Source organism: Saliphagus sp. GCM10025334 (assembly GCF_042663485.1).
GTDB lineage: Archaea > Halobacteriota > Halobacteria > Halobacteriales > Natrialbaceae > Natronosalvus.
This window is the reverse complement of record NZ_JBHTAF010000001.1, coordinates 953,294-976,095: the sequence shown is the minus strand read 5'-3', so window position 1 is coordinate 976,095 and position 22,802 is coordinate 953,294. Positions and strand designations below refer to the sequence as shown.

Genomic DNA, 22,802 nt, shown 5'->3' with positions numbered 1-22,802 from the left:
GGCGTCAATCGAGGTCGGCCCCAACAGCCTCTTCGACCGACGAAAACCCGTCCTCGCGGAGCAACTCGAGGAGTCCACGGTTGATCTCCCTCGCCGTCGACGGCCCGTTGTAGACGAATCCGGTGTAGAGTTGCACCAGCGAGGCCCCGGCGCGGATCTTCTCGTAGGCGCGCTCGGCGGAGTCGACGCCGCCGACGCCGACGATGGGCACCCCGCTGTGCTCGGCGAGCAACCGGATCACGCCCGTCGAGCGATCCCGCAGCGGCGCGCCGCTCAGCCCACCCCACTCGTCGTGCGCGGGCGAGCGCAGGCCCTCGCGCGCAGTCGTCGTATTTGTCGCGATGATCCCGTCGATCCCCTGGCCCTCGACGATCTCGAGCAACTCGAGGACCGATTCCTCGGGCGAATCGGGGCCGATCTTCACCAGGAGCGGGACGTCGGCGTCGTTCTCGGCGTGGAGGGTCTCGAAGATGGCCTCGAGGTGCCCGGGCGAACTCTCGTCGAACTCGTCGGGTGTATTCGGACAGGAGACGTTGACGACGACGTAGTCGGCGAACGGCGCCAGTCTGGTAAACACGCGGCGGTAGTCCTCGATCGCCTCGCGTTCGCTCGAGGTGTTCATCTTCCCGACGTTGACGCCGAGGGGAATCCGGGGCGTGCCGTCAGCCTCTAGCCGTTTTCGGACTCGATCCATCCCGTCGCCGTTGAATCCCATTCGGTTGACCATCGCCTCGTCCTCCTGGAGGCGGAACAGGCGCGGGCGCTCGTTGCCGGTCTGGGCGTACGGCGTCACGGTCCCGATTTCGACGAAGCCGAATCCGAGGGCGGCCAAAGCGTGCGTACACTCCGCGTTCTTGTCGAAGCCCGCGGCGACGCCCACGGGACTGGGGAACGTCGTCCCGAACCGCTCGACCTCGAGGGCCGGGTGTTCGTACCGGTAGGCGGCCTCGAGGGCCCATCTGGTCGGCCACGTCGACTGGGCCGCCCGGAGGGCCGCCTTCCCGGCGTCGTGAGCCGTTTCGGGCGGCAGCGCGAACGCCAGCGGCCGGAGCTGCGAGTACAGCGTCATCGAGTATCGCCTAGTCCTCCAGTGGGAAAACACCTAAAGGACTCGAAACCCCAATTCAGGAAACGCGTTCCGGAACCCGAAAAAATCCCCGTTCCATCTGGCGGATAACGAAATAGTTTTCCTGCGGCTACCGCTTGAGTCGACTATCAGACACCAGCGCCATGAGTAACGAATATCGCACGCGTTCGAGCGTCGTTTTCGGAGGCGGATCGGGGGCCGGAACCCGGGCGACTCGAGCGTGTCACCTGCACGTGCGCTCGACCGGAGGGAGCCGCCGTGGCGGCTGACCGCCTGCTCGTCCCGCTCTCTGAGTCGTCCACCGTCCGCCAGACGGTTGCCTATGCGGTCCAGTCGAGTCTCGAGTCCGCGTCCGGCCCCGGGGAACTCGTCTGTCACCTCGTGGTCGCCGTCCCCTTCGAGGCCGACGTCCCCGAGGAACGTGCGGAACTCGAGGCCGCCGAGGGATTGCTCGAGCGGGCGGCGACGTGGGTCGGCGAGGACACCGAGGATGTCGACGCGACCGTCACCGTCGAGACGGCCATCATCGGCGCCGACGAGTACCTCTTCGGCCCGAAGGACTACGCCGACGCGTTCGCGGCCTACGCCGAAGCACACGACCTGAACCGACTCGTCCTCGATCCGGAGTACCAGCCCGGGGCGACCGCGCCGCTGTTGCAACCGCTCGAGCGCGAACTTACACGGATCGACCTGCCCTTCGACGAAGCGCCGGTCGACCGGCCAGCCCAGCACGCGAGATTCGTCAGTACCGGCGGCTGGCGTCGCTTCTTCGGCCTCTTCGGCATCTCGTTCATTTTCTACCTGGTCCTCGGCGACCCGACCTACTGGTTCGACCTCGTCACCGGCGTCGCCGTCGCCGGAATCGTCTCGCTGACGCTCTCACACGTCACGTTCATCCGCGAGCCGTCGATCACGCGCGGCCCTGTGTTGCTGGTTCGCTTTCTCCTCTACATTCCCTACCTCCTCTACGAAATCGTCAAAGCCAACGTGGCGGTTTCGATCGCCATCCTTCGGCCCTCGATGCCGATCGAGCCCACGTTGACGCGCGTCGACGCCCGCGTCAAGAGCGGCCTGCCGCTGCTCGCGCTGGCCAACAGCATCACGCTCACGCCAGGGACGCTGACCGTCCGGGCGAACGACCAGTCGCTGATCGTCCACACGCTGATCCCTGCCGCACAGGACGATCTGTTCGACGGCGGCCTCGAGCGAGCGATCCGGTTCGTCTTCTACGGCCGGGGGTCCGCGGCCATCGCGTCGCCTCGAGAACGGGGTGATGCCGAGGTCGTCTATCCGGAGTCTGCTCTCGACGCGGACGCTGACGCGGACACTAACGCTGACCCAGACTCGAACTCGGACTCGAACTCCAGGTCTTCCACCGAAAGAGGTGACGAGCGATGATGCCGACCGACCTCAGCGAGATCTTCCTCGCCGCCGCCGCGGTGTTCGTCGTGCTCGCCATCGTCATGTTCTACCGCGCGGTCGCCGGCCCGACGACCCAGGACCGACTCCTCGCGGTCAACGTCCTCGGGACGAACACGGTCGTCATCCTCGCGCTCCTCTCGGTGGCGCTCGAGCAGCCGTGGTACCTCGACATCGCGCTGATCTACGCCCTGTTGAACTTCCTGATGGCAATCGCCATCTCGAAGTTCACCGTCGAGCGAGGTGGGGTGCTGTGATCGAAACGATCCGCGTCTGGGCCATCGTCGCGCTCGTCGGCGCGGGCGTGTTCTTCACGTTCGTCTCGGCGGTCGGCGTCATCCGCCTTCCAGACGTCTACTCGCGCGCGCACACGGCCTCCCAGACGGACACCCTCGGTGCAGGCTTCACGCTCGCGGCGGTCGCGCTGGCGCTGGGATGGCAACACGCGACGGCGTACACCGTCCTCCTGCTGTTCTTCGTCTTCGTCACGAACCCGACGGCGGCCCACGCCATCGCGCGCTCGGCCTCCGACGTCGGTATCGAGCCGTGGACGGCCGACGACGCCCGCGAAGACACGGGAGGTGACTCACGATGAGCACCGTCGCCTACACGCTCGCCGTCTTCGTCTTGCTGTCGGCTGTCGCGACCGCGCTGTTCCGGGACGTCCTCTCGGTAATCGTCGTCTTCGGCGCCTACAGCCTGGGAATGGCGATTCTGTACGCCTTCCTGCTCGCGCCCGACGTAGCCATGACCGAGGCCGCCATCGGCGCCGGCGTGACGACGGTGCTCCTGTTGCTCACCATTGCTCGGACGGCCCGCCCGACGACCGAGGACCGCTTCGAGTCGATTCACGTACCCTCGCTCGTCGTCGTCGGCGCGTTCGTCCTCGTGCTCGTGACGGCGGTCCTGCCCGAGATGTACGCCGTCGGCTCCCAGGAGGCGCCCATCTGGGCGAACACCGAGGTGACCCAAGCGTACCTCGAGTCGGCGTACGAGGACACGGGGGCCGAAAACACGGTGACGGCCGTCCTGGCCGCCTACCGTGGGTTCGACACCTTCGGGGAGGCGGTCGTCGTCTTCGCGGCCGGCGTCGCCACCCTGCTCGTCCTCAAACGGGAGGTGTTCGTCTGATGAGCGATCGGGAACCCGTAAACGGTGGATTCGAGGACACCTACACCGAGAGCCAGGTGATCCTCGTGGCAGTCAGGATCATCGCCCCGTTCACGCTCACCTACGGTCTGTTCATGACTCTCCACGGGGCGAACACGCCCGGCGGGAGCTTCCAGGGTGGTGCCATCGTCGGCGTCACCATCCTCATGATCGCCTTCGCGTTCGGAATCGAGCCGACCCGACAGTGGCTCGCAAACAGCGTCATCGTCGCCCTCGTGACCGGTGGCGTCGCCGTCTTCGTCGGGATCGGCCTCGCGACCATCGCGCTTGACGGGGCGTTCCTCGAGTACGCGCGCTTCGAGTCGATCGGCATCGCCAAAAAGTGGGGAATGGAGGCCATCGAGGTCGGCGGCATCGCCTTGATCGTCTCGGGCGTGATCGTCACGCTGTTCTTCGCGACGGCGGCCGGTTTCGCGGCCAACGAGTTCGACGAGACGGAGGGATCCACCGATGATTGAGCTACTCGCAAGCCACTACGCCTACGTCCTGGTGTTCGTCGTGCTCGGCATCGGGCTCTACATGACCATCGCCAGCCAGAACCTCGTGAAGAAGCTGATCGGCGTCAATCTGTTCCAGTCGGCGATCTTCCTGTTCTTCGTCGCCACGGCCTACGTCGAGGGCGGCCGGGCGCCGATTCTCAAAACGGGGACGGACGCGCCGCTGGCGAGTCCGCTCCCGCAGGTGATCGTGCTCACCGCCATCGTCGTCGGCATCGCGTTGACGGCGGTCGGCCTCGCGCTCATCGTCCGCATCCACGGCGAGTACGGGACGCTTCGGGAGGACACCCTCCGGGAGGTGCGCAGCGATGAGTAGTCTCGAGACAGTCGTCGTCCTGCTGATCGTCGCGCCCATCTTGCTGTCGCTGGCGCCGATCGCGCTCGGTCTCAAGTTCGACCGCGTCGGCTGGCCGGTCGCGACGATCACGACGGCGGGGCTGTTCGCCGCCGCTCTCGCGCTGGCGTCGGATGTCTTCGTCGCCGAGGGAACGAACCGCGAGGTCGCCCGGATTCACGTCCTCGGGAACTTCGAGGCCCCGGTGGGGATCGAACTCGTCGCGGACCCGCTCTCGACCCTGATCGCCCTCCTGATCACCGGAACGGCGTTCGGCGTCCTCCTCCACACCCGGACGAACGGCCCACGGGGGAACACGTTCTACACCGCCTACCTGCTGCTCGTCGGCGGCCTGCTGGGCATCACGCTCACTGGCGACGTATTCAACCTGTTCGTCTTCCTCGAGATCACGAGCCTGGCGACCTACGCACTGGTCGCCAGCGGCGACGGCCCCGAGTCGGCGGTCGCCGCCCTGAAGTACCTGATCTTGGGGACGGTCGCGGCCTCGCTGTACCTCATGGGCGTCGGCCTCCTGTTCATGGGGACGGGGACGCTCAACATGGCCGACCTGGCCGCGACGATTCCGGCGCTCGAGGGCCAGAGCGTCACCCTCGCTCGCGCGGGGCTGGCGTTCATCGTGATCGGCTTCGCGATCAAGGTCGCCCAGTGGCCCCTCCATAGCTGGCAGCCAGACGCCTACCAGCACGCCCCCGACGGCGTGACGCCGGTGATCGGTGCGCTCGTCTCGACGGCCTCGGCGTACGCACTCGGGCGCGTCCTCTTCGGGGTCTACGGCCCCGAGTTTATGGCCTCGACGCCCAACGCGTCGGCAGTCGTCGTGACCATTGGCTGTCTCAGCGTCGTCGCGGGGAGCACCCTCGCGGTGATCCAGCGCGACGTCATGCGACTGCTCGCGTACTCCTCGGTGTCTCAGTTCGGTCTGATCGTCGCCGCGTACGGCGTGCTCACCGAGCAGGCGCTCTCTGGCGCGCTCATCCACCTCGTCGGTCACGGCCTGACGAAGGCCGGCCTGTTCGTCGCCGTCGGCTGGATAGCTATCGCTCACGGCGCGCGAACGGTCGACGAGTACGCCGGACTCGCCGGTCGACAGCCGTTCGTCGCCGGAGCGATGGCCGTCCTCTTGCTCTCGCTCGTCGGCATCCCGCCCTCGGTCGGCTTCGTCGGCAAGTGGTACATCGCCCTCGGCGCCGTCGAGGCCCAGGCCTGGCCCGTCGCCGCCGTCATCCTCTTCAGCACTATGCTCACTCTCGCCTACGCCGCCCGGTTGCTCGAGACCATGTACGTTACGCCACCCCTCGATTCGACGAGCGAACCCGCACACGACACCCCGGCAGCGACCGACGGGGGGCGCCCGGGTTCCGACGCCGGTGCCGGCACCGGATCCAACCACGGCCCCGGCCTCGAGCGCGCCGGGATCACGACCCGGAAGTGGGTCCCGCTCGGCACCCTCGCGGTTCTCGTTTTCGCCGCGCTCCTGGCCGTCGCGCTCGGGTTCGCCGGTGAACTGTTCGTCGACGTGCTCGAGCCGTTCCTCGAGAGCGTTCTGGAGGTGTCTTCCTGATGGTAGAACATGCCGTTGCCGACCCGCGACCGCTGGCGGCCGTCCTCGTCTCGGCCGTCACCGTCGCCCTGATCATCGCCTCGTATCGCCATCCGAACGTCCGCGAGGGCTGGTCCGTCTTAGCTGCCCTCTCGAAGTTCGCCATCGTCGCGAGCATGCTCCCCGGCGTGATGGACGGCACCGTCTACGAGTGGCGCCTCAGCGAGGCGACGGGCCACACGTTCGTCTCGGGGATCGACTTCACCCTGCGGGCCGACCCGCTGGGTCTCTTCTTCGCCCTGCTCGCGAGTTTCCTGTGGATCTTCACTTCCTTTTACGCCGCGGGCTACATGCGCGGGCTGGACGAGCACGCCCAGACGCGATTCTTCGCCGCGTTCGCGGCCAGCCTCTCGACGGCCGTCGGGATCGCGTTCGCGGGCAACCTGGTCACCATCTTCGTCTTCTACGAACTCCTCTCGCTCGTGACCTACCCGCTGGTCGCGCACAACGAGGACGACGAGGCCCGGGTCGCCGGCCGGAAGTACCTCTTCTACACGTTCTTCGGCGGCGGCGTCCTCCTGCTCGCGGGCACGGTGTTGGTCTACTGGCTCACCTCAGGGGTCGGGGAACCCACGCTCGCGTTCGAGTCTGGCGGCATGTCGGCACTGGCCGACGCCGCCGCGGCCGATCCCGCGATGGCACAGGCGGCCTTCTACCTGCTGATCGCCGGCTTCGGCGTCAAAGCCGCGGTGATGCCGCTTCACTCCTGGCTCGCCGACGCGATGGTCGCGCCAACGCCCGTCTCCGGCCTGCTTCACGCCGTCGCCGTCGTCAAGTCCGGCGCCTTCGGCGTCGCCCGGGTCATCCTCGAGGTGTACGGCCCCGAGACCATCCGCGACCTGCCCCTGTCGGTCCCCGGCGTCGGCGAGGTGGGCCTCAACATCCCCGTGGCGATCATGGCCGCGTTCACGCTGACCGCGGCGAGCATCATCGCCATGCGGAAGGATCACCTCAAGCGACGGCTGGCGTACTCGACGACGGCCCAGCTCTCGTACATCGTCCTCGGGCTCTCCCTGCTCCATCCGTGGACCATCTTCGGCGCACTCTTTCACATCCCGGCCCACGCGTTCGGCAAGCTCACGCTGTTCTTCTGCGCCGGGGCCATCCACGTCGAGACCCACACCGACTACATCAGCGAGATGGCGGGCATCGGCAAGCGGATGCCGCTCACCCTGTCGGCGTTCACCATCGGTGCGGCCGGGATGGCCGGCATGCCCCTGGTCGCCGGCTTCGTCAGCAAGTTCTACATGCTGATCGGTTCGGTCCGACTCGAGGGATCCGAGTGGATCTACATCGACGGCTGGGGCTGGCTCTTCGCGGCCACCCTCTTGCTCTCGGGCGTGCTCAACATCGCGTACTTCTGGCCTATCGTCTACACCGCGTTCTTCGAGCGCGAGGATCGTCACGACGCAAAGCCGCTCGTCGAGTTCCCGATGGGCGGACAGTTCCGGTCTTACACCGGGCGCGTAGCCGATCCCATCCAGCCCGACGGCGGCCGGAACGAGGTTGATGCGGACGCCGGGAGCCTCGAGGGCGAGGGTACGACCGACGCCGAAGCCGACGATCACGCGAACCACGCCGTCGACGCGAACCCGAGCGACGCCGACGTGCCGTTCGGGGCCGGAACGCGGCGCGGACCTCGCGGAGAACCCGTCCCCATCGATAGCGACCACGACCACGGCCACCACGGCGGCCCGCCCGCCGACGGCTGGGCGCGTCACACCCCCCTCACCGAGAGCACGTGGCTCATGCTCGTCCCCATCACCGTGATCGCCACCGGGGCCGTCGTTCTCGGCGTAGTCCCCGACTACGCGATCTTCCTCGAGCTGGCGGGAACCATCGTCGAGAACGTCTCCGGGGAGGTGGTCCTCGGATGACTGCCACCAGCGTCGAGACGCTCGTCTACGTCTACCCGCCCCTGCTCATCCTGGCGGCGGCGCTGCTCGCGCTCGTCCTGCCCCGTGCCCTCGGCTACGCCGTCGGCGCGCTCTCGCTGTTCGGCGTCCTCGCCGTCTCCCTGCTCGTTCCGGAGGGCCAGCACCTGACGACGACGTTCCTCGGGTTCGCCGACGTCCAGCCGTTCTTCGTCGACGACTTCAGCCGGATGATCGGGACCGGAATCGGCTTCCTCGGGGGCATGGCCGTCGTCTACGCCTACTCGAGCGAGGCCAGCCGACGGCTCCTCGCACTCGCGCTGTTCTACGTCGCCTCCTGTCTCGGCGCGGCGTTCGCCGGTGACTGGCTCGCGCTGGTCTTCATGTGGGAACTCATGGCGATGACCAGCACCCTGCTGGTCTGGCTCCACGGCGACGACGCCGTCCGCGCGGGCTTTCGGTACGCGCTGTTCCACGGCATCGGCGGCGTGCTGGTGCTGTTCGCCGTCACCGCCCACTACGCCCAGACGGGGACGTTCGCCTACGAGGGCGGCATCGCGGACGGCATCCCGACGATCCTGGCGATGGTCGGTATCGGCGTCAACGTCGGCTTCATCGGCCTGCACACCTGGCTCCCCGACACCTACCCCCGCCCGCACATCGCCGCGTCGGTGTTCCTCTCGGTGTTCACCACGAAGACGAGCGCGTACGTCCTCTACCGGGCGTTCCCCGGCGACGGCGACCTCGCGCTGGCGTACATGGGCGGGCTGATGGCTGTCTACGGTGCCACCTTCGCGCTCCTCCAGCACGACATGCGCGCGCTGCTGTCCTACCACATCCAGGCCCAGGTCGGCTACATGGTCGCCGGCATCGGCATCGCCTCGAACCTGGCCGTCGCGGGTGCGATGGGCCACCTGTTCAACAACGTCCTCTACAAGAGCCTGCTGTTCATGGCCGTCGGCGTCATCATCTACCGGACCGGCGAGGAGGACCTGTACAAGCTCGGCGGCCTCTGGCGTGAGATGCCCTTGACCGCCGCCGCGTTCGGCCTCGGCGCGCTCTCGATCACCGCCGTTCCCGGGTTCAACGGCTACATCAGCAAGGGGATGATCCTCGACGCGGCCGATCCGGGCTACTACGGCGCGCCCGAGTACCAGGCGCTGTACTACCTGCTCTGGCTCGGCGCCATCGGGACCTTCCTCTCGTTCATCAAGCTCGGCTACTACGCCTTCCTCCACGGAGAGAACGACCTCGAGGTGGCCGATGCACGACCGGGCCAGACCGTCGCCATGCTGTCGGTAGGCGGCGCGTGTCTCGTCCTGGGCGTCTGGTGGCAGGGCTTCGTCGACTTCCTGCCGCTGATCGAGGGGACGGCCTTCGAGTATCCGGGCGGCGAGAGTCACCTCCACCCCTACAGCGAGAGTCACCTGACCGATTCGGCCCTGCTGCTGGGCATCTCGGTCGTCGGCTTCGCGCTCGTTCGCAAGCCGCTCTCGAAACTCGACCTCGCGGACCCCGCGACGGTCGTCTACCCCGTCGGCTACGCCGTCGGGCGATGGTCGACCCTCGCCGTCACCGAACTGTTCGCCGCCGTCGACCGGGCCGCAGTCTCGCTCGTACGGTCGGGCTACTGGGTCGGAAACAACCCCGTACTCGCCGTCGAGCGAGCGACGCGAGGTCTTCCGTCGTGGCTCGTCGACCTCGAGGAGACGGGACGAACCGACGGCGGCCGACCCTCGACGCTCTCGCTGCGGGCGACCATCGGAACCAGCGTCCTCCTCATTACGCTCGCCCTGACAGTCGTGCTGGCGCTCGTGCTCTGACCGGAGTCGACCGATTCCGAGCGGCCATCGACGACGCTCGAGGCCCGCCGGAACGTCGATTGCGATAGCTCGAGACTACAGTTCCCGCAAGCGTCGCATAACAATGGGCGAACGGACGAATCTCAGTCGTAGATGAGACGCACTTCTACCCACGTACCGATATCGGCTCCCCGCGAGTCCGACGCTCGCCCTCCGAGCACGTCGCCTGCACAGAGGTGAGCACTGTGTACCGAGCACACAGCGTCGGCGTCGTGGTGCCCGCCTACAACGAGGAGGGGTTCGTCGGCCGAGTAATCGAGACGATGCCCGCGTTCGTCGACCGGGTGTACGTCGTCGACGACCGCTCGACGGACGGCACCTGGAACGAGATCACGCGCTACGCCGAGCGGGCGACCCCGCAACTGGTGACGGATGGAAACGGTTCCTCGAGCGTCGTCCAGGCCTCGAGCGATGGAGGGGGTCGGGCCGGCAGTTCTGACCAACCCGATCGGACGGCCCCCGACGGCGGCTCGAGCGTCGCCTCCAGTACCGACGCCGAGACGGATCGCCTCCCAGAGACGGATCTGAGCAGTATCGAGCGAGAACGCGAACTCGATCGTCCGATGGACGACCACGCACAGCGGTCCGACGCCTCCCTCAGGGACGCCGACCGCTCGGGCCAGCGTGACGATGAGGCCAGCGAGGACGCTTCGACGACGGTCGTCCCCATCCGCCACGAGCGAAACCGTGGCGTCGGCGGCGCGATCAAGACGGGCTACTGCCGTGCTCTCGAGGACGGAATGGACGTCACCGCGGTCATGGCTGGAGACGCCCAGATGGACCCTGACCAGCTCCACCGACTACTCGATCCCATCGTCGAGGGCCAGGCCGACTACGCCAAGGGTAACCGTCTCGCGGGCCACGACCACCGCGAGTCGATGTCGAACTGGCGGCTCTTCGGCAACGTCACCCTGACCGTCCTGACGAAGGTCGCCAGCGGCTACTGGGAGATGATGGACCCCCAGAACGGCTACACGGCCATCTCGAGGGACGCGCTCGAGGCCGTCGATCTCGACGCCCTCTACGAGGAGTACGGCTTCGCGAACGACCTGCTCGTCGAACTCAACACGGCCGGCTACCGAATCGCGGACGTGTCGATGCCGGCAGTGTACGGCGACGAGCGGAGCCACATCGAGTACCGGACCTTCGTGCCGCGGCTCTCGAAACTCCTCCTGACGGGCTTTCTGCGCCGTCTCGGCCGACGGTACGTCGTCCGCGAGTTCCACCCGCTGGTGGTACTCTACGGGCTCGGCGTCGCGGGCTGGCTGCTAGCAACCGCGGCGTTCGGGTGGGCGGCGGCCAATCGCGCCCGTGCCGAGACGCGGACCGGTCGAATCGGCTGGACCGTCCTCTACGCCTTCCTCGGGGCGATGTGTCTCGCGTTCGCGATGACGCTCGACCACGAGGCCAACGTCGGCACGGTGACGGTGGTGACCGAGGAATGAAGGCCGTCGTCACCATCCAGCACCCCGCCCACGTTCACTTCTACCGCCACGTCATCGACGAACTCGAGGCGCGGGGCCACGAAGTGTTCGTCTTCGCCCGCGAGAACGACCTGGCGGTGCCGCTGCTCAACGCCTACGGCATCCCCCACGAGGTGCTGACGGGCCCCCAGGACTCGCTGTCGGAACTCGCGAAGGTGCAACTGGCCTACGAACTCCGCCTGCTCCGGCGGGCGCGAACGATCGGTCCGGACGTGATGACCGCCATTGGCGGCGTGGCGGTTTCCCACGTCGCCCCGCTCGTCGGCGCCCGAAGCGTCGTCTTCGTCGACAACGAGGGGACGACCTCCCACCGGATCACGACCCCGTTCGCCCACGTGGTCGCCACGCCGCATCACTACGACGAGGACTACGGCGCGAACCACGTCCGCTACGAGGGCTTCCACGAACTCGCCTACCTCCACCCGGAGTACTTCGAACCCGACCCGGACGCGCTGGTCGCCCACGGCGTCGACCCCGACGCCACCTACTTCGTCCTCCGGTTTCGCCGGTGGGACGCGCTCCACGACGTCGGCGAGGGCGGCCTCTCGCTCGAGGGCAAGCGTCGACTCGTTTCGATGCTCGACGAGCACGGCGACGTCTACATCACGAGTACGGATTCGCTTCCGTCGGACCTCGAGGCCTACAAGCTGCCAGTTCCGCCGACGTTGATCCACGACCTGCTCTACTTCGCCGACTGTTACGCGGGCGATTCGGCGACGATGGCGACCGAGTCGGCGCTACTCGGGACGCCGACCGTTCGCATCCAGTCGTTTGCCGCCCGCGAGAAGGACATGACCAACTTCGTCGAACTCGAGGAGACCTACGACCTGCTCCGGTCGACGCCCGACGAGGAGGAGGGACTCGAGCTGGTTCGGGAGATCGTCCAGGATCCCGAGACGAGGACGCGCTGGCGAGCGCGCCGGGAACGGCTGTTCGACGACAAGATCGACGTCGCGGCGTACGTCACGGAACTGCTCTGCGAGCAGGGCGGGGCGGCGGTGGAAACGGTCGAGCACCGGGCCGTTTCGGCGGATTGATCAGGGGGATTGGACCTCGAGTCCTGAGCCTCCAGCCTCCAGCCTCGAGCCGCCGGGCGCTCGGGGTGCCCGTTCGGGTCGATCAGGATTCGTCTGCGTCCGCGTCAGCGTCGACGTCCGCATCCGTATCCGCGTTCGCGTCGACATCCACTCCCATCTCCACGTCCACCAGATCGTCGACGCCGCCGAGCCCCAGGTCGGGCCGATCCTCGACGATGGCGATCGATTGCTCCGAGGACTGCTGGCGGAGGGCCGTCTCCACCGAGGCTTGCTCGCCTGGATAGGTTCGCTCGCCCAGTCCCGTCCGGGCTCCCCGCGGGGTCAGGTAGTCGCCATCGACGTCGATCTCGGCGGCCGTACACAGCCGTTTCAGGATCGAACGCGCGCCTTCGGTGGTGATCGCCGGCGGCGCGATAGCGAACCGTCGCGAGAGCTCCGCGGACGTGTGTTTCTCACAGAGCGATTCGATCTCGTCGTCCCCGAACCCTCGTTCCTCGAGGACCGTCCGCACCCGCCGGGCGACCGAGGGGGCGTGTCGCGTCGGGAACAGCGGCCACTCGTTCGAAGGCGGGTCCTGGACGACGCGGTAGCGCCGGAGCGGGGTTCGAGCGGAGGCCGGTAACGGGACGTCCTCGAGTCGCTGGGAGCGTCCGAGGACGCGGATCGTCCCGGAGTAGAAGTCGACGTCGGCCCAGGTCGCACCGGTGCGACGGTCGTCCTCCGGAACCCGGAAGAGTTCGGCTCCACGGACGCCCGAGTGGGCCAGCACGGCGACCATCGCGTACTCGCGCAGTCGGGCAAGGCGCTCGGTTCTGGGGGCGTCTTCGGCCTCGAGCGATCGCTCGCGGACGAACGCCTCGAGCGCGTCGCGTTGGTCGCGGGTCCAGGACCGGTCGCTGGCGTCGGCGCCGTCGTCGACCGGGAGTGCTCCCTCGGCGGCGTCGGTCGCGGCCGGATTGGTCTCGAGGATGCCGCCGCGGACGCACCACGAGAGGAAGGCCCTGACGACGGCGAAGTAAGTGCCGGCCGTCGAGGCGGTGTAGTCGCCCCGGCGTGTTCTGCCGTCGAGTTCCTCGGCGTAGGCGCGCATGTGTTCGACGTCGAGGTCGAACAGCGAGGCGACGGCGTGTTCGCGCTCGAGCCACTCTGCCCACCGACGGAGGACGGACTCGGCGTTCGAGGCGTAGGTGCCGGCGCCGGGTCCGTCCGGGTTCCCGACGGCCTTGCGCTGGAGGTAGGCATCGACGGCGTCGGCGACGCGAACGCGGACCTCGCTCACGTGGCGATCACCTCGCGTCGGTCGCCTTCGTCTGATTCGTCGCGTTCCTCACATTCCTCTGGTCGCTCGTATCGGTCACGTTCTTCCCCCTCGCGGGACACCACTCGCCCCTCACGCTGGATGCGACGTCGAGCGCTCGAGAAACGGCTTTGGAATAGTTGGACAGAGGACGCGACGATCGACGCGTCTCCCTCGACGTCACCCCTTGCCGAGCAGGACTCGACCGTCATTCTCGTCGCTTCCTACTCGCGCCTCGTACATCTGCGTTTCGGTCTCGAGAAACGGAAAGAAAGTTACCGCTTCGGCCGTCAGTCGTCCGCCGTCGGCGTCTCCGGGCGGTACGACCGGCTGATCTGTTTCCACTTCCCCGTCGAGAACCGGTAGTAGTTGACCGCTGCGGGGACGGCCGTCTCGGCGACGAACGCGAGGTACAGCCCCATCAGCCCGATCGCGGGTATCGAGACGCCGGGGACCGCGACCGTGGCGTCGAGAAGGGGGACGGCGGCCTCGAGCGGCGGGAGTTCGAGACCATTCGCGCCGAGGTACGCGAGCGGGATCGCGAAGCCGAACATCCCGAGGAACTGGCTGTAGAACGGCCAACGGGTGTCGCCGCTGGCATTGAGCGGGCCGGAGGCACCGCCGGACACGCCGCGAAGCACGACGGCCACGCAGGCGGCGTGGACGAGCGAGACGGCGATCGGAATCGCGGGATCCGTCGGATCGTTGCTGAACAGCAGCGTGATCTGCTCGGCGAAGACGAAGACCAGGAACGCCGAGACCGCGTAGACGGCGACGGCGAAGCGGATGATCTCGCGGCCGTACTGCTCGGCCGTCCCCTCGTCGCCGGAGCCGAGTACCTGCCCGACGAGACTCGAGGAGGCCAGCCCGAAGCCCCAGCCGGGAGTGTTCATGACGCCCCAGATGCGTCGGGCGATGACGTAGGCGGCGACGGTGTCCTCGCCGAAGACGTCGACGATGGCGAGCATGGGGAACTCGGCGAGGGTCCAGACGAGGTTGGTGCCGAACACGGGGAGGCCGATGGTGACCAGGTCCCGCAGCGTCGGGGCGTCCACGTAGCTCCCGACGGGATCGACGCGGACGGGGAACGCCCTCGCCCCAGGGAGGCGTCCGGCGGTGAGTCCCACCGCGAAGACCGCAGTGACGACGACGTTCGAGAGGACGGTCCCGAGGGCGGCGCCGACGACGCCCAGGTCGAGGCCGAAGATCAACACGGCGTTGATCCCGATGTTGGCGACGGCGCCGCCGGCCCGAACGACCATCGGGGTCCAAGCGTCGTCCATGCCGACGAACACGCGGCTCCCGATGAGGTTGAGCCCTGCGAAGGGAATGCCGAGGGCGACGACCTGCAGGTAGGCGGACCCGTACCGAATCGCGTCCGGGTTGTCCGTGATCAGTCCGATGAAAGACTCGGCGTACAGCCAGAAGGTAGCCGTGATGGGGAGCGAGACGACGACCACGAGGAAGACGCTCGAGCGAACGGCTTGTCCGAGCTGGTCGTAGGCCTCGGCGCCGTAGCGCTGGGAGACGAGCGCGATGGTGCCGCCAGCAACTCCGCCGCCGACCGAGAATGCGAGCCCCCAGAACGGGCCGGCGAACCCGACGCCGGCGATGGCCGACGAACCCACCGCGATACCGACCATCGCGACGTCGACGGCGCTCTTGGACATGCGGGCGATGCCGGTGACGATGCGCGGCCACGCGAGGTCGGTCGTCCGCCGGGCCCGTTCGCGCTCGATCAGCCCCGCTCGAGCGAGGGCGAAGCCGATCCAGAGAATCAGCAATCGAAACGGATTTGGGACGCGACGGACCACCGGAATCACGCGAGCCTAGCAGCCTCCGCTTAAAAGCACTTCCCGACGCGGCATAGCCGACCGGTTTCGAATCGAAACCATCTACCACGGCTGGGGCTCGCATACTCTATCCTCGTTCGCGACCCTGGCCCTGGCTCATCGCACCTCTCGGCCGTTACGTTCGCCCGTCAACTCCCGGAGCCGGCGCTCCCGGACGTCTCGAGCCGTTGTTCGTACTTTGTGAGCGATTCCTCGAGGGCCGCTCCGGCGTCGACGTCGGCTTCGGTACAGAGTGCGAGCAGGGCGAAGAGTGCGTCCCCGAGTTCGTCTCGAGCGATGGCGGCGGCCTCGGGGTCAGCTCCGTAGGCCGTCGACTCGGTGAGTTCCTTCGCCACCTCGCCGACCTCGGAAGCGAGGTCGAGGGCGCGGTAGGCCGGATCCGTCTCGAGGTCGTGTCGCTCGAGAAACGCCGCGACGTCGTCCTGGGCGTCCATGACTGGGACGTGTGGCGATCGATCGAAAAAGGCGTCGGTTTCGTGACTACTCGAGCGAGTCGCTCGTTCTCCTCCGTCGATCGTCCGTTTAGCACCTCGCCAGTCACTCGAGCGGGCGCACGTCTATGGGTCTGGTGACGGGCGACTGAAAAATAGCGACTCGACGTCCGGTCGTGCCTAGACCAGTCCGACGACGCCGATCGGAATACGGGAGTCCGTATCCGTGTCGTCGGTTTCGTTGTCGTCGGTTTCGTTGTCGTCGTAGTCGTCGGTCTCGTCAGTGTCGTTGTCGTCAGTGTCGTTATCGTCCGCATCGTCTCCGTCAGTCTCGGTGTCGTCCATCTCGTCTTCCTCCGTCAGCTCGAGGAAGGCAACCTCGCCGAACTCCTCGGTGAGGACCATGTGGACGTACTCGCCGGCTTCCAGCTCGCCGGTTTCGACCTCGAACTCGACGGTGTCACTCGAGTCCGCGTCGAGCGTCACCGACTGTGACTCGATGAGGTCGCCGTCGACCCTGAACTCGACGTCCTGGGTGGCCTCCTCGTCGTTGGGGTTGGTGACGGTCGCGTTGACCGTGATGGTGTCACCGACGGTCGCGTTCTCCGGTGCGTCGAGATTTTCGACGGTGAACGATTCCATGTCGCCGTCGCCGACGTCGGTATCGTTGTCGTCTGTCTCGTTGTCGTCGACGCCGGTATCCGTCTCGTTGTCGTCCATGTCGTCGCCATCACCGACACCAGCGTCGGTTTCGTTGTCGTCCATGTCATCGTCGTCACCGACGTCGGTATCTGTCTCGTTGTCGTCTGCGTCGTCGGTTTCGTCGTCACCGATGTCGGATTCGTTGTCGTCATCGCCGACGTCGGTCTCGTTGTCGTCACCGATGTCGGATTCGTTGTCGTCGACACCGTCATCGACACCGGCATCGGTTTCGTTGTCGTCCATGTCATCGTCGTCACCTACGTCGGTTTCGTTGTCGTCGTAGTCGTCGTCGGTCTCGTTGTCGTCGACGCCATCCATCTCGTCTTCACCGTCGACGACGGTCACGTTCTCATCGTCTCCCAGCATCTCCTCGAGCCGGTCGAGCGCCTCCTCGTCGTCGAGGACGAGGATGTAGACGTTTTCGATCGTGACTTGCTCGATCGTCACCGAGGAGAAGTTCGCGTTGATAATCGTTACGCCGTCTTCGACGGCGTCAGCGTCGGGCTCCATGACGGGAGCGTCGTCGCTGTCGTTGGCTGGTTCTTCGTCGGCGTGGTCAGCCGGTTCCTCATCGGTGTCGTCGGCCGGTTCTTCGTCAGCATCGTCGGCCGGTGGTTCGGCTTCGGCGTCGTCGCCGTCATCCTCCTCCTCGACGGGGCACTCAGACGGCTTCTCAGCTTCGGCGTCGTCAGTCTCGTTGTCCGCTTCCGAGTCCTCGACGTCGTCGGTCTCGTTAGCCGGCTCTTCTGCCGACTCGAGGGTCACTGCAGCCTCGTCGGTCACCGGCTCACCGTCTTCGGTGAGGTAGGGACCGTCGTCTTCGCCCTCGGTCTCGACGAAGTCGTAGGCCTCGTTGTCGTTCGTATCGAGGTGGGGCATCGCGATCAGCGTCTCGCTCTCCTCGAGCGAGGCGTCGAGTTGGACCTCGACGTCTTCGTGCGTGCCCGCCTCGAGGTACTCGGAGGTTCCGAGGACGCTCTCGAGTGCGTTGCCGACGAGCAGCGAGCTATCGTGGATTGTCACGAAGCCGCCCTCCTCCATCGTCACCTCGTCGACGACGACGGAGGTTCCGTCGGTAGTCTGGTCACTGAACGTCACGCTCGCGGACGGTTGTGCTGTTTCGTCGTCCGCCTCGCTCGTGTCGTTCTCAGTGTCGTTCTCTGTGTCGTTCGTCTCGTCGTCCTGTACTGACAGGCTCGTCCCCGAAGATGCGGATGCCGCCCCCACCAGGGCAACACCGCTCGTCAGCATCATCAGGGCGACGAGTACGACGACTACGTGTTTTCGTGTGCTCATGTCATCTCGTGCCGTAAAGGCGTACGAAACTTGACGAAGGCGGGCATAAACCGGCCCAACGCTTTCGACGGGAAACGACAAACTGCTCCTTACCGACGTCGTTCCAACCGGCGCCCGCGCCAGAAATGAGGCATTTCGTTTGGGTTTGCGTCGGACACCGCGTCGTGTACTCGATACCTACTGGGGATCGCGCGGCGGCTCGTGCGATCGGGTCGCGGTGGGCTCGTTCCCCCGAATACACACGAGGTTCTCGCGACCGATCCGCAACTTCGTGATCTCGCCCTCGTCCTCGAGGTCGGCCAGCAGGCGGCTCACCTTCGCCTTCGACCAGTCGACTGAGTCGACGATCGCCGACTGCTTCATCCGCCCGCCGTTTCGCTGGATCAGCGAGCACACCCGCTCGCGGTCGGTGAGCATCGATTCACCCTCCGAAGAATCTCTCGAGTCCGCTTCCTTGCCCACTGCGAGTCGCTTCCGGAGAACCAGGCCACCGGCCAGAAACGCCAGCGCCAGGATGCCGACGATCGCGGCCAGGTGGGACTCCTCGCCACCCTGGGTCTGGGCCTGGAGGTGTGTCTGGAGCGCGAACACCTGTGCACGTGTCTGGACACCGATACCGGTGACCGACCACTCGAGGGTCGACCACTCGGCCGGGGCAGATACGACCGGGTTGGAGATGGTGGCTGGATTCATACGACGAGTGTAAATCGGTTGCAACTGGTCGAAACGCCGTTCTGTGGGGGTCTGTCAGCAATCATCGACGCGCGGCGCTAAAGTAGTTTTTATAAGAGTACAAGTGATATTGTGTTCGGCGACACTCAGGCGACTCGAGAGGTCGGCTCGATACCCGCGTCCAGCGCGGGGTTCTGGCGCGTGACGTTCGTCGAGGTGTGTGGTCGAGGGGTCGACCCTGGCGACTCGAGTCTGACGGTACGGTCCCAATGGCTCGACCCGACGAACACGGCTCAGACGCCCGGGACCCCCGCCGCGTCGAACGTCGTCACGCCGAGGAACGCGAGGATGTAGAGCACGATCAGTACGCTCAACCAGGCCACGAGCGTGATCGCCGCCGCCTGAATCCAGCCGCCCGGATAGCGAGCGTTGATCACCGCGAGGTACGCGATGAGGACGATCGCTGGACCCAGGAGGGGAATCCAGCCGAGGAAGAACCCGACGACGCCCCAGACGATCGCCCCAATGAGGGCCGTGACCAGGGCGTAGGTGTAGTCCTCCGTGTCGACGATGACTTTGGCCCCGACGTAAATTCCGAGGGCTCCGATGAGCAAGCTCACGGCGAACACGATGATGCTGTCGATTGTAGCCATACCAGGGAGTAGGGCCGCTCCCTCGTTAGTTATCGGCGCCCTACACGCACGCGAGCGTGACTCCCAAGAAGCCGTGGCTGTCTCGCGTCTCTCTCAGGTGAGAGCATCGCCGGATTCTCGTCGCAGTAAGTCGTCCCTTCCGTGACGGTCACCGGAGACGAAAAAGAGACCACGCACGAGAGGGACACCGAGTCCAAATCGTGGGCGCGGTCGTCCCAGGTGTCTACGCGTCCTGCCGGCTCCCGCTCGTTCCCCGCTCGCCGCCGACCTCGTTCGTCGGGCGACCCTCTGTCCGCTGTACCGCCCGGGAGTCCGTCCCCGCTTCGACGAGGCGCTCGAGCCCCGACTCGAGGTCGGTTCGTGCCGTAAAGTCCAGCTCGTCGCGCGCTCGAGCTACGGACGCGACGCTGTGGCGGACGTCGCCCGGACGGGGCTCGACGTGGACGATATCCGAGTCCGAATCGGTGACGTCCCGGATCGTCTCGGCGAGGTCTCGAATCGACGTCCGCGTACCCGTTCCGACGTTGTACGCTCGCCCGACCGCGTCGGTCGTCGCCGCCAGCAGGTTCGCCTGGACGACGTCCGAGACGTGGACGAAGTCGCGCGTCTGCTCGCCGTCGCCCTCGATGGTGATCGGCTCGCCGGCGCGAGCCTGCTCGAGGAACGTCGCGATCACGCCGCTGTAGGGGCCCTGCTGGCGGGGGCCGTAGGCGTTGAAGTACCGCAGGGCGACGGTTTCGAGCCCATATAACTGGTTGTACGCGCGTGCGTAGTGATCGATGGCGAGCTTCTGGATCCCGTAGGGCGAGGTCGGACGCAGGGAGTCCGTCTCCGCGACCGGAACGCTCTCGGGATGGCCGTAGATCGCCGCGCTCGAGGCCAGGACGACCCGGGCATCCTCGAGGCGGGCCTGCTCGAGCACGCCCAGGGTCCCCTCGAGATTGACGTCGTTCGTGTGCCGGGGCTCGTCGACGCTCTCGGTGACACTGACGATGGCGCCCTCGTGAAAGATAACGTCGACGCCGCGGGCCGCACGCTGGAGGGCGATCGGATCGCGGAGGTCGCCCTCGATCACGGTCGCGTCGTCGTGGACGTGCTCGCGCGTACCGTTGACGAAGTTGTCGAGGACGCGAACCTCCGCGTGGGGAGCCAGCGCGTCGACGAGGTGGCTGCCGATGAAGCCGGCGCCACCGGTGACGAGGACGCGGCGGTCGGCGAGTGGGTGGTGCTCCATCGGGGAGGCCAACCAGTCGCCCGCGGTTTAGTATAGACGACGTACCCCAACGTATCCGATTCCTACGAGAGCAGGGTGCTCGAGTTGTTCGCGTCGTTCGTGCCATTCACGCCGCCTGAGTCGTTCGCACCGTCTAAGTCGTTCACGTCGCTCGAGCGGGTTCCGAGGCGCTACCGATCCGCGTACCAGTCGGTGAACGCGGCCAGCGCACGCCCGCGATGGGAGATGGCGTTCTTCTCCGCGGCCGTCATCTCCGCGAAGGTCTGCCCGTTGTACTCGAAGATCGGATCGTAGCCAAAGCCCGCCTCGCCGCGCGGGGCCACGATCGTTCCGGCGACCGACCCCTCGAAGGTCTCGACACCCTCGGCGTCGGCGTAGGCCATGACCGTGCGGAAGTGTGCGCGACGGTTGGATTCGTCCTCGGCCTCGAGCAGTCGCCAGATGCGTTCGACGCCGACGGTCGTCTCGACGTAGGCCGAGTACGGCCCCGGGAAGCCGCCCAGGGCGTCGACGAAGAGGCCGGTGTCGTCGACGAGGACGCCGTCGATGTCGGCTTTCTCGGTCGCCAGCTCGTCGTCTCCCGCTAGCTCGTCGTCTCCGGCCAACGCGTCGCCAGTCGTTAACGCGTCGTGGGTCTCTCGAGCACCCGTCGCGGCGATCTCACCCAGATCGTCGCTCTGGATCTCGGTGTAGTCGTACTCGACCTGCTCGAGGGTCGCCTGCCCGTCGAGGTACTCGCGGGCCTCCTCGAGTTTGCCCGCGTTGCCGGTGGCGAAATAGAGTGTGTCCATACGCGTGGGCGCGCACGGGAGCGGGAAAGCGCCGTCGATTTCTCCGTTTCCTCCCCCGCCGGTCGCCGCCTCCGCTAGCCTTTTCCTCCCGGCGGTCGAGTTTCTGGGCATGGACGCTACGCTCGATCACGTCATGCTGCGCGTCGAGGACCTCGAGGAGAGCCTGGAGTGGTACGGCACCCACTTCGACTACGAGGAGAAGGGACGCTGGGAGGCCGACACCTTCACCAACGTCTACCTCGGTCCCGAGGACGACCACGAGGACGGCGCGGTCCTCGAGTTGACGTATAACCACGACGACCGGAGCTACGAGATGGGCGACGCCTGGGGCCACATCGCGGTCCGGGTTCCCGAGGACGAACTCGATTCGAGCTACCAGCAGCTAATGGACGAGGGCGTCGAGGACTACCGCGATCCCGAGTCCTGCGGGAACCGCTACGCGTTCGTGAAGGACCCGGACGGTCACGAGATCGAAATCGTCAAGCGCGACTACGGGGCGAAGTGGAGCCTCGACCACACCATGATCCGCGTCGAGGACGCCGACGAGGCGCTGGGCTACTGGACGCGGAAGTTCGAGTACGACGAGATCGGTCGCTGGGAGTCCGACACGTTCGCGAACTACTTCGTCCAGCGGGAGGGGGCCTCCCGGGAGGAGATGACTCTCGAACTCACGTACAACTACGACGGCCGTGAGTACACGATGGGCGACGCCTGGGGCCACCTCGCGGTTTCCGTCGACGATTTGCACGACGCCTGGGACCAGATGCTCAAGCGCGAGACCGAGGACTACCGGGACCCGGAGTCGTGTGACGACCGCTACGCGTTTACCAAAGACCAGGATGGCCACGAGATCGAGATCGTGACTCGAGACTGAGTTTTCGAGAGCGATCGACAGTCACGGACGCTCCTTTTGTGCTTCCGCGGTATCGAATCTTCTCGCTGATCGATGGTGTAGTGTCACAGTTTCGTCTGGCTCGAGTAGTTCGAGAAGTTAGAGTGATTCGAGCGACTCAAGCGACTCAAGCAGTGCGACCCTCGAGAGCCGGGCCCCAGTGACCACGCTGCGCACGACTCGTTTCGAACTGGCCAAATCGTCGTCGTGTCGTCATCACGTTCGCCACCCCTCCCGTGACTGGTTGGATCGTTGACGCGGTAATCCGGTCTTACGATCGCCCGAATACTCCATCCTCTCGGCAATCCTGGACACTCACTCTCCGCGAATAGTTCGGTCTAACCACCAGTGTTGGAGTCGATCCTGCGCCAAACCGTGACCCTCACCAATCCGTGACAGTTACTGACCTTTATATGTATTCTCGAATTGTACGTCGATCGCGTTCGGCGCTAATACCGGACTGAGCGGGGTCTGAGGGAGATTGTGCCGGGTTGGCATACCCCGAGACCACCACAAAGCATTTATAACAATGGCTCTTCGGTATCTAATACCCCTACCCAGGGTGACAGTAGTAAGTATGGCCTCACGCACGGTAA

21 protein-coding genes are annotated in these 22,802 nt (G+C 66.3%); 12 read left to right on the top strand and 9 right to left on the bottom strand.

Annotation, left to right across the window (positions count from 1 at the left end):
• Positions 1-4: 4 nt before the first annotated feature.
• Positions 5-1,069: a quinone-dependent dihydroorotate dehydrogenase gene (locus tag ACFQO4_RS04540; protein WP_500259781.1), complete on the bottom strand. Its 1,065-nt coding sequence runs from the start codon at positions 1,067-1,069 to the stop codon at positions 5-7.
• Between the two features lie 276 nt (positions 1,070-1,345).
• Here ACFQO4_RS04540 and ACFQO4_RS04535 point away from each other — a divergent pair, with 276 nt between their 5' ends.
• The 11 genes from ACFQO4_RS04535 to ACFQO4_RS04485 all read left to right on the top strand — a co-directional run bounded on the left by ACFQO4_RS04535 (position 1,346) and on the right by ACFQO4_RS04485 (position 12,385).
• Positions 1,346-2,485 (top strand): monovalent cation/H+ antiporter subunit E, encoded by a 1,140-nt coding sequence (locus ACFQO4_RS04535; protein ID WP_500259780.1) that lies wholly within the window; start codon positions 1,346-1,348, stop codon positions 2,483-2,485.
• Positions 2,482-2,763, top strand: a complete 282-nt coding sequence (locus tag ACFQO4_RS04530; protein WP_497902828.1) for a cation:proton antiporter — start codon at positions 2,482-2,484, stop codon at positions 2,761-2,763. Before ACFQO4_RS04535 ends, ACFQO4_RS04530 begins: the two co-directional genes overlap by 4 nt.
• Positions 2,760-3,101, top strand: a complete 342-nt coding sequence (gene mnhG, locus ACFQO4_RS04525) for a monovalent cation/H(+) antiporter subunit G (RefSeq protein WP_500259779.1) — start codon at positions 2,760-2,762, stop codon at positions 3,099-3,101. Before ACFQO4_RS04530 ends, mnhG begins: the two co-directional genes overlap by 4 nt.
• Complete coding sequence (locus tag ACFQO4_RS04520) at positions 3,098-3,637, top strand: DUF4040 domain-containing protein (RefSeq protein WP_500259778.1); 540 nt, start codon at positions 3,098-3,100, stop codon at positions 3,635-3,637. Before mnhG ends, ACFQO4_RS04520 begins: the two co-directional genes overlap by 4 nt.
• Entirely contained in the window at positions 3,637-4,134 is a 498-nt protein-coding gene (locus ACFQO4_RS04515; RefSeq protein ID WP_500259777.1) for an MnhB domain-containing protein, read from the top strand. The genes ACFQO4_RS04520 and ACFQO4_RS04515 overlap by 1 nt, the downstream gene beginning before the upstream one ends.
• Positions 4,127-4,489, top strand: coding sequence for a cation:proton antiporter subunit C (locus tag ACFQO4_RS04510; RefSeq protein ID WP_497902832.1), 363 nt, complete (start codon positions 4,127-4,129; stop codon positions 4,487-4,489). The genes ACFQO4_RS04515 and ACFQO4_RS04510 overlap by 8 nt, the downstream gene beginning before the upstream one ends.
• A complete protein-coding gene (locus ACFQO4_RS04505; RefSeq protein ID WP_500259776.1) occupies positions 4,482-6,089 on the top strand; it encodes a proton-conducting transporter transmembrane domain-containing protein in 1,608 nt (535 codons plus the stop codon). The genes ACFQO4_RS04510 and ACFQO4_RS04505 overlap by 8 nt, the downstream gene beginning before the upstream one ends.
• Positions 6,089-8,005: a proton-conducting transporter transmembrane domain-containing protein gene (locus tag ACFQO4_RS04500; RefSeq protein ID WP_500259775.1), complete on the top strand. Its 1,917-nt coding sequence runs from the start codon at positions 6,089-6,091 to the stop codon at positions 8,003-8,005. The genes ACFQO4_RS04505 and ACFQO4_RS04500 overlap by 1 nt, the downstream gene beginning before the upstream one ends.
• Positions 8,002-9,825 (top strand): Na(+)/H(+) antiporter subunit D, encoded by a 1,824-nt coding sequence (locus ACFQO4_RS04495; protein WP_500259774.1) that lies wholly within the window; start codon positions 8,002-8,004, stop codon positions 9,823-9,825. Before ACFQO4_RS04500 ends, ACFQO4_RS04495 begins: the two co-directional genes overlap by 4 nt.
• A 224-nt stretch (positions 9,826-10,049) precedes the next feature.
• Entirely contained in the window at positions 10,050-11,309 is a 1,260-nt protein-coding gene (locus ACFQO4_RS04490; protein ID WP_500259773.1) for a glycosyltransferase family 2 protein, read from the top strand.
• The gene (locus ACFQO4_RS04485) at positions 11,306-12,385 is read left to right on the top strand and encodes a DUF354 domain-containing protein (RefSeq protein WP_500259772.1); all 1,080 of its coding nucleotides are present in this window, start codon (positions 11,306-11,308) and stop codon (positions 12,383-12,385) included. The genes ACFQO4_RS04490 and ACFQO4_RS04485 overlap by 4 nt, the downstream gene beginning before the upstream one ends.
• An 82-nt stretch (positions 12,386-12,467) precedes the next feature.
• On the opposite strand, the gene ACFQO4_RS04480 is transcribed toward ACFQO4_RS04485, so the two are convergent.
• The 8 genes from ACFQO4_RS04480 to ACFQO4_RS04445 all read right to left on the bottom strand — a co-directional run bounded on the left by ACFQO4_RS04480 (position 12,468) and on the right by ACFQO4_RS04445 (position 21,314).
• Complete coding sequence (locus ACFQO4_RS04480; RefSeq protein WP_500259771.1) at positions 12,468-13,664, bottom strand: tyrosine-type recombinase/integrase; 1,197 nt, start codon at positions 13,662-13,664, stop codon at positions 12,468-12,470.
• A 308-nt stretch (positions 13,665-13,972) separates the two neighbouring features.
• Positions 13,973-15,496, bottom strand: coding sequence for an MATE family efflux transporter (locus ACFQO4_RS04475; RefSeq protein ID WP_500259770.1), 1,524 nt, complete (start codon positions 15,494-15,496; stop codon positions 13,973-13,975).
• Between the two features lie 167 nt (positions 15,497-15,663).
• Positions 15,664-15,969 (bottom strand): MazG nucleotide pyrophosphohydrolase domain-containing protein, encoded by a 306-nt coding sequence (locus ACFQO4_RS04470; RefSeq protein ID WP_500259769.1) that lies wholly within the window; start codon positions 15,967-15,969, stop codon positions 15,664-15,666.
• A gap of 177 nt (positions 15,970-16,146) precedes the next feature.
• Positions 16,147-17,964 (bottom strand): DUF7282 domain-containing protein, encoded by a 1,818-nt coding sequence (locus ACFQO4_RS04465; RefSeq protein WP_500259768.1) that lies wholly within the window; start codon positions 17,962-17,964, stop codon positions 16,147-16,149.
• 177 nt (positions 17,965-18,141) lie between these two features.
• Positions 18,142-18,657 carry a helix-turn-helix transcriptional regulator gene (locus ACFQO4_RS04460; protein ID WP_500259767.1) on the bottom strand — a complete coding sequence of 172 codons (516 nt, stop codon included), beginning with the start codon at positions 18,655-18,657 and terminating at the stop codon, positions 18,142-18,144.
• A gap of 272 nt (positions 18,658-18,929) precedes the next feature.
• Complete coding sequence (locus ACFQO4_RS04455) at positions 18,930-19,289, bottom strand: hypothetical protein (protein ID WP_312912037.1); 360 nt, start codon at positions 19,287-19,289, stop codon at positions 18,930-18,932.
• Between the two features lie 223 nt (positions 19,290-19,512).
• Complete coding sequence (locus ACFQO4_RS04450) at positions 19,513-20,523, bottom strand: NAD-dependent epimerase/dehydratase family protein (protein WP_500259766.1); 1,011 nt, start codon at positions 20,521-20,523, stop codon at positions 19,513-19,515.
• 170 nt (positions 20,524-20,693) lie between these two features.
• Positions 20,694-21,314 carry a non-canonical purine NTP pyrophosphatase gene (locus tag ACFQO4_RS04445; RefSeq protein ID WP_500259765.1) on the bottom strand — a complete coding sequence of 207 codons (621 nt, stop codon included), beginning with the start codon at positions 21,312-21,314 and terminating at the stop codon, positions 20,694-20,696.
• Positions 21,315-21,423: 109 nt separating this feature from the next.
• On the opposite strand from ACFQO4_RS04445, the gene ACFQO4_RS04440 reads away from it, so the two are divergent.
• The gene (locus tag ACFQO4_RS04440) at positions 21,424-22,188 is read left to right on the top strand and encodes a VOC family protein (protein WP_500259764.1); all 765 of its coding nucleotides are present in this window, start codon (positions 21,424-21,426) and stop codon (positions 22,186-22,188) included.
• Positions 22,189-22,802: the final 614 nt, after the last annotated feature.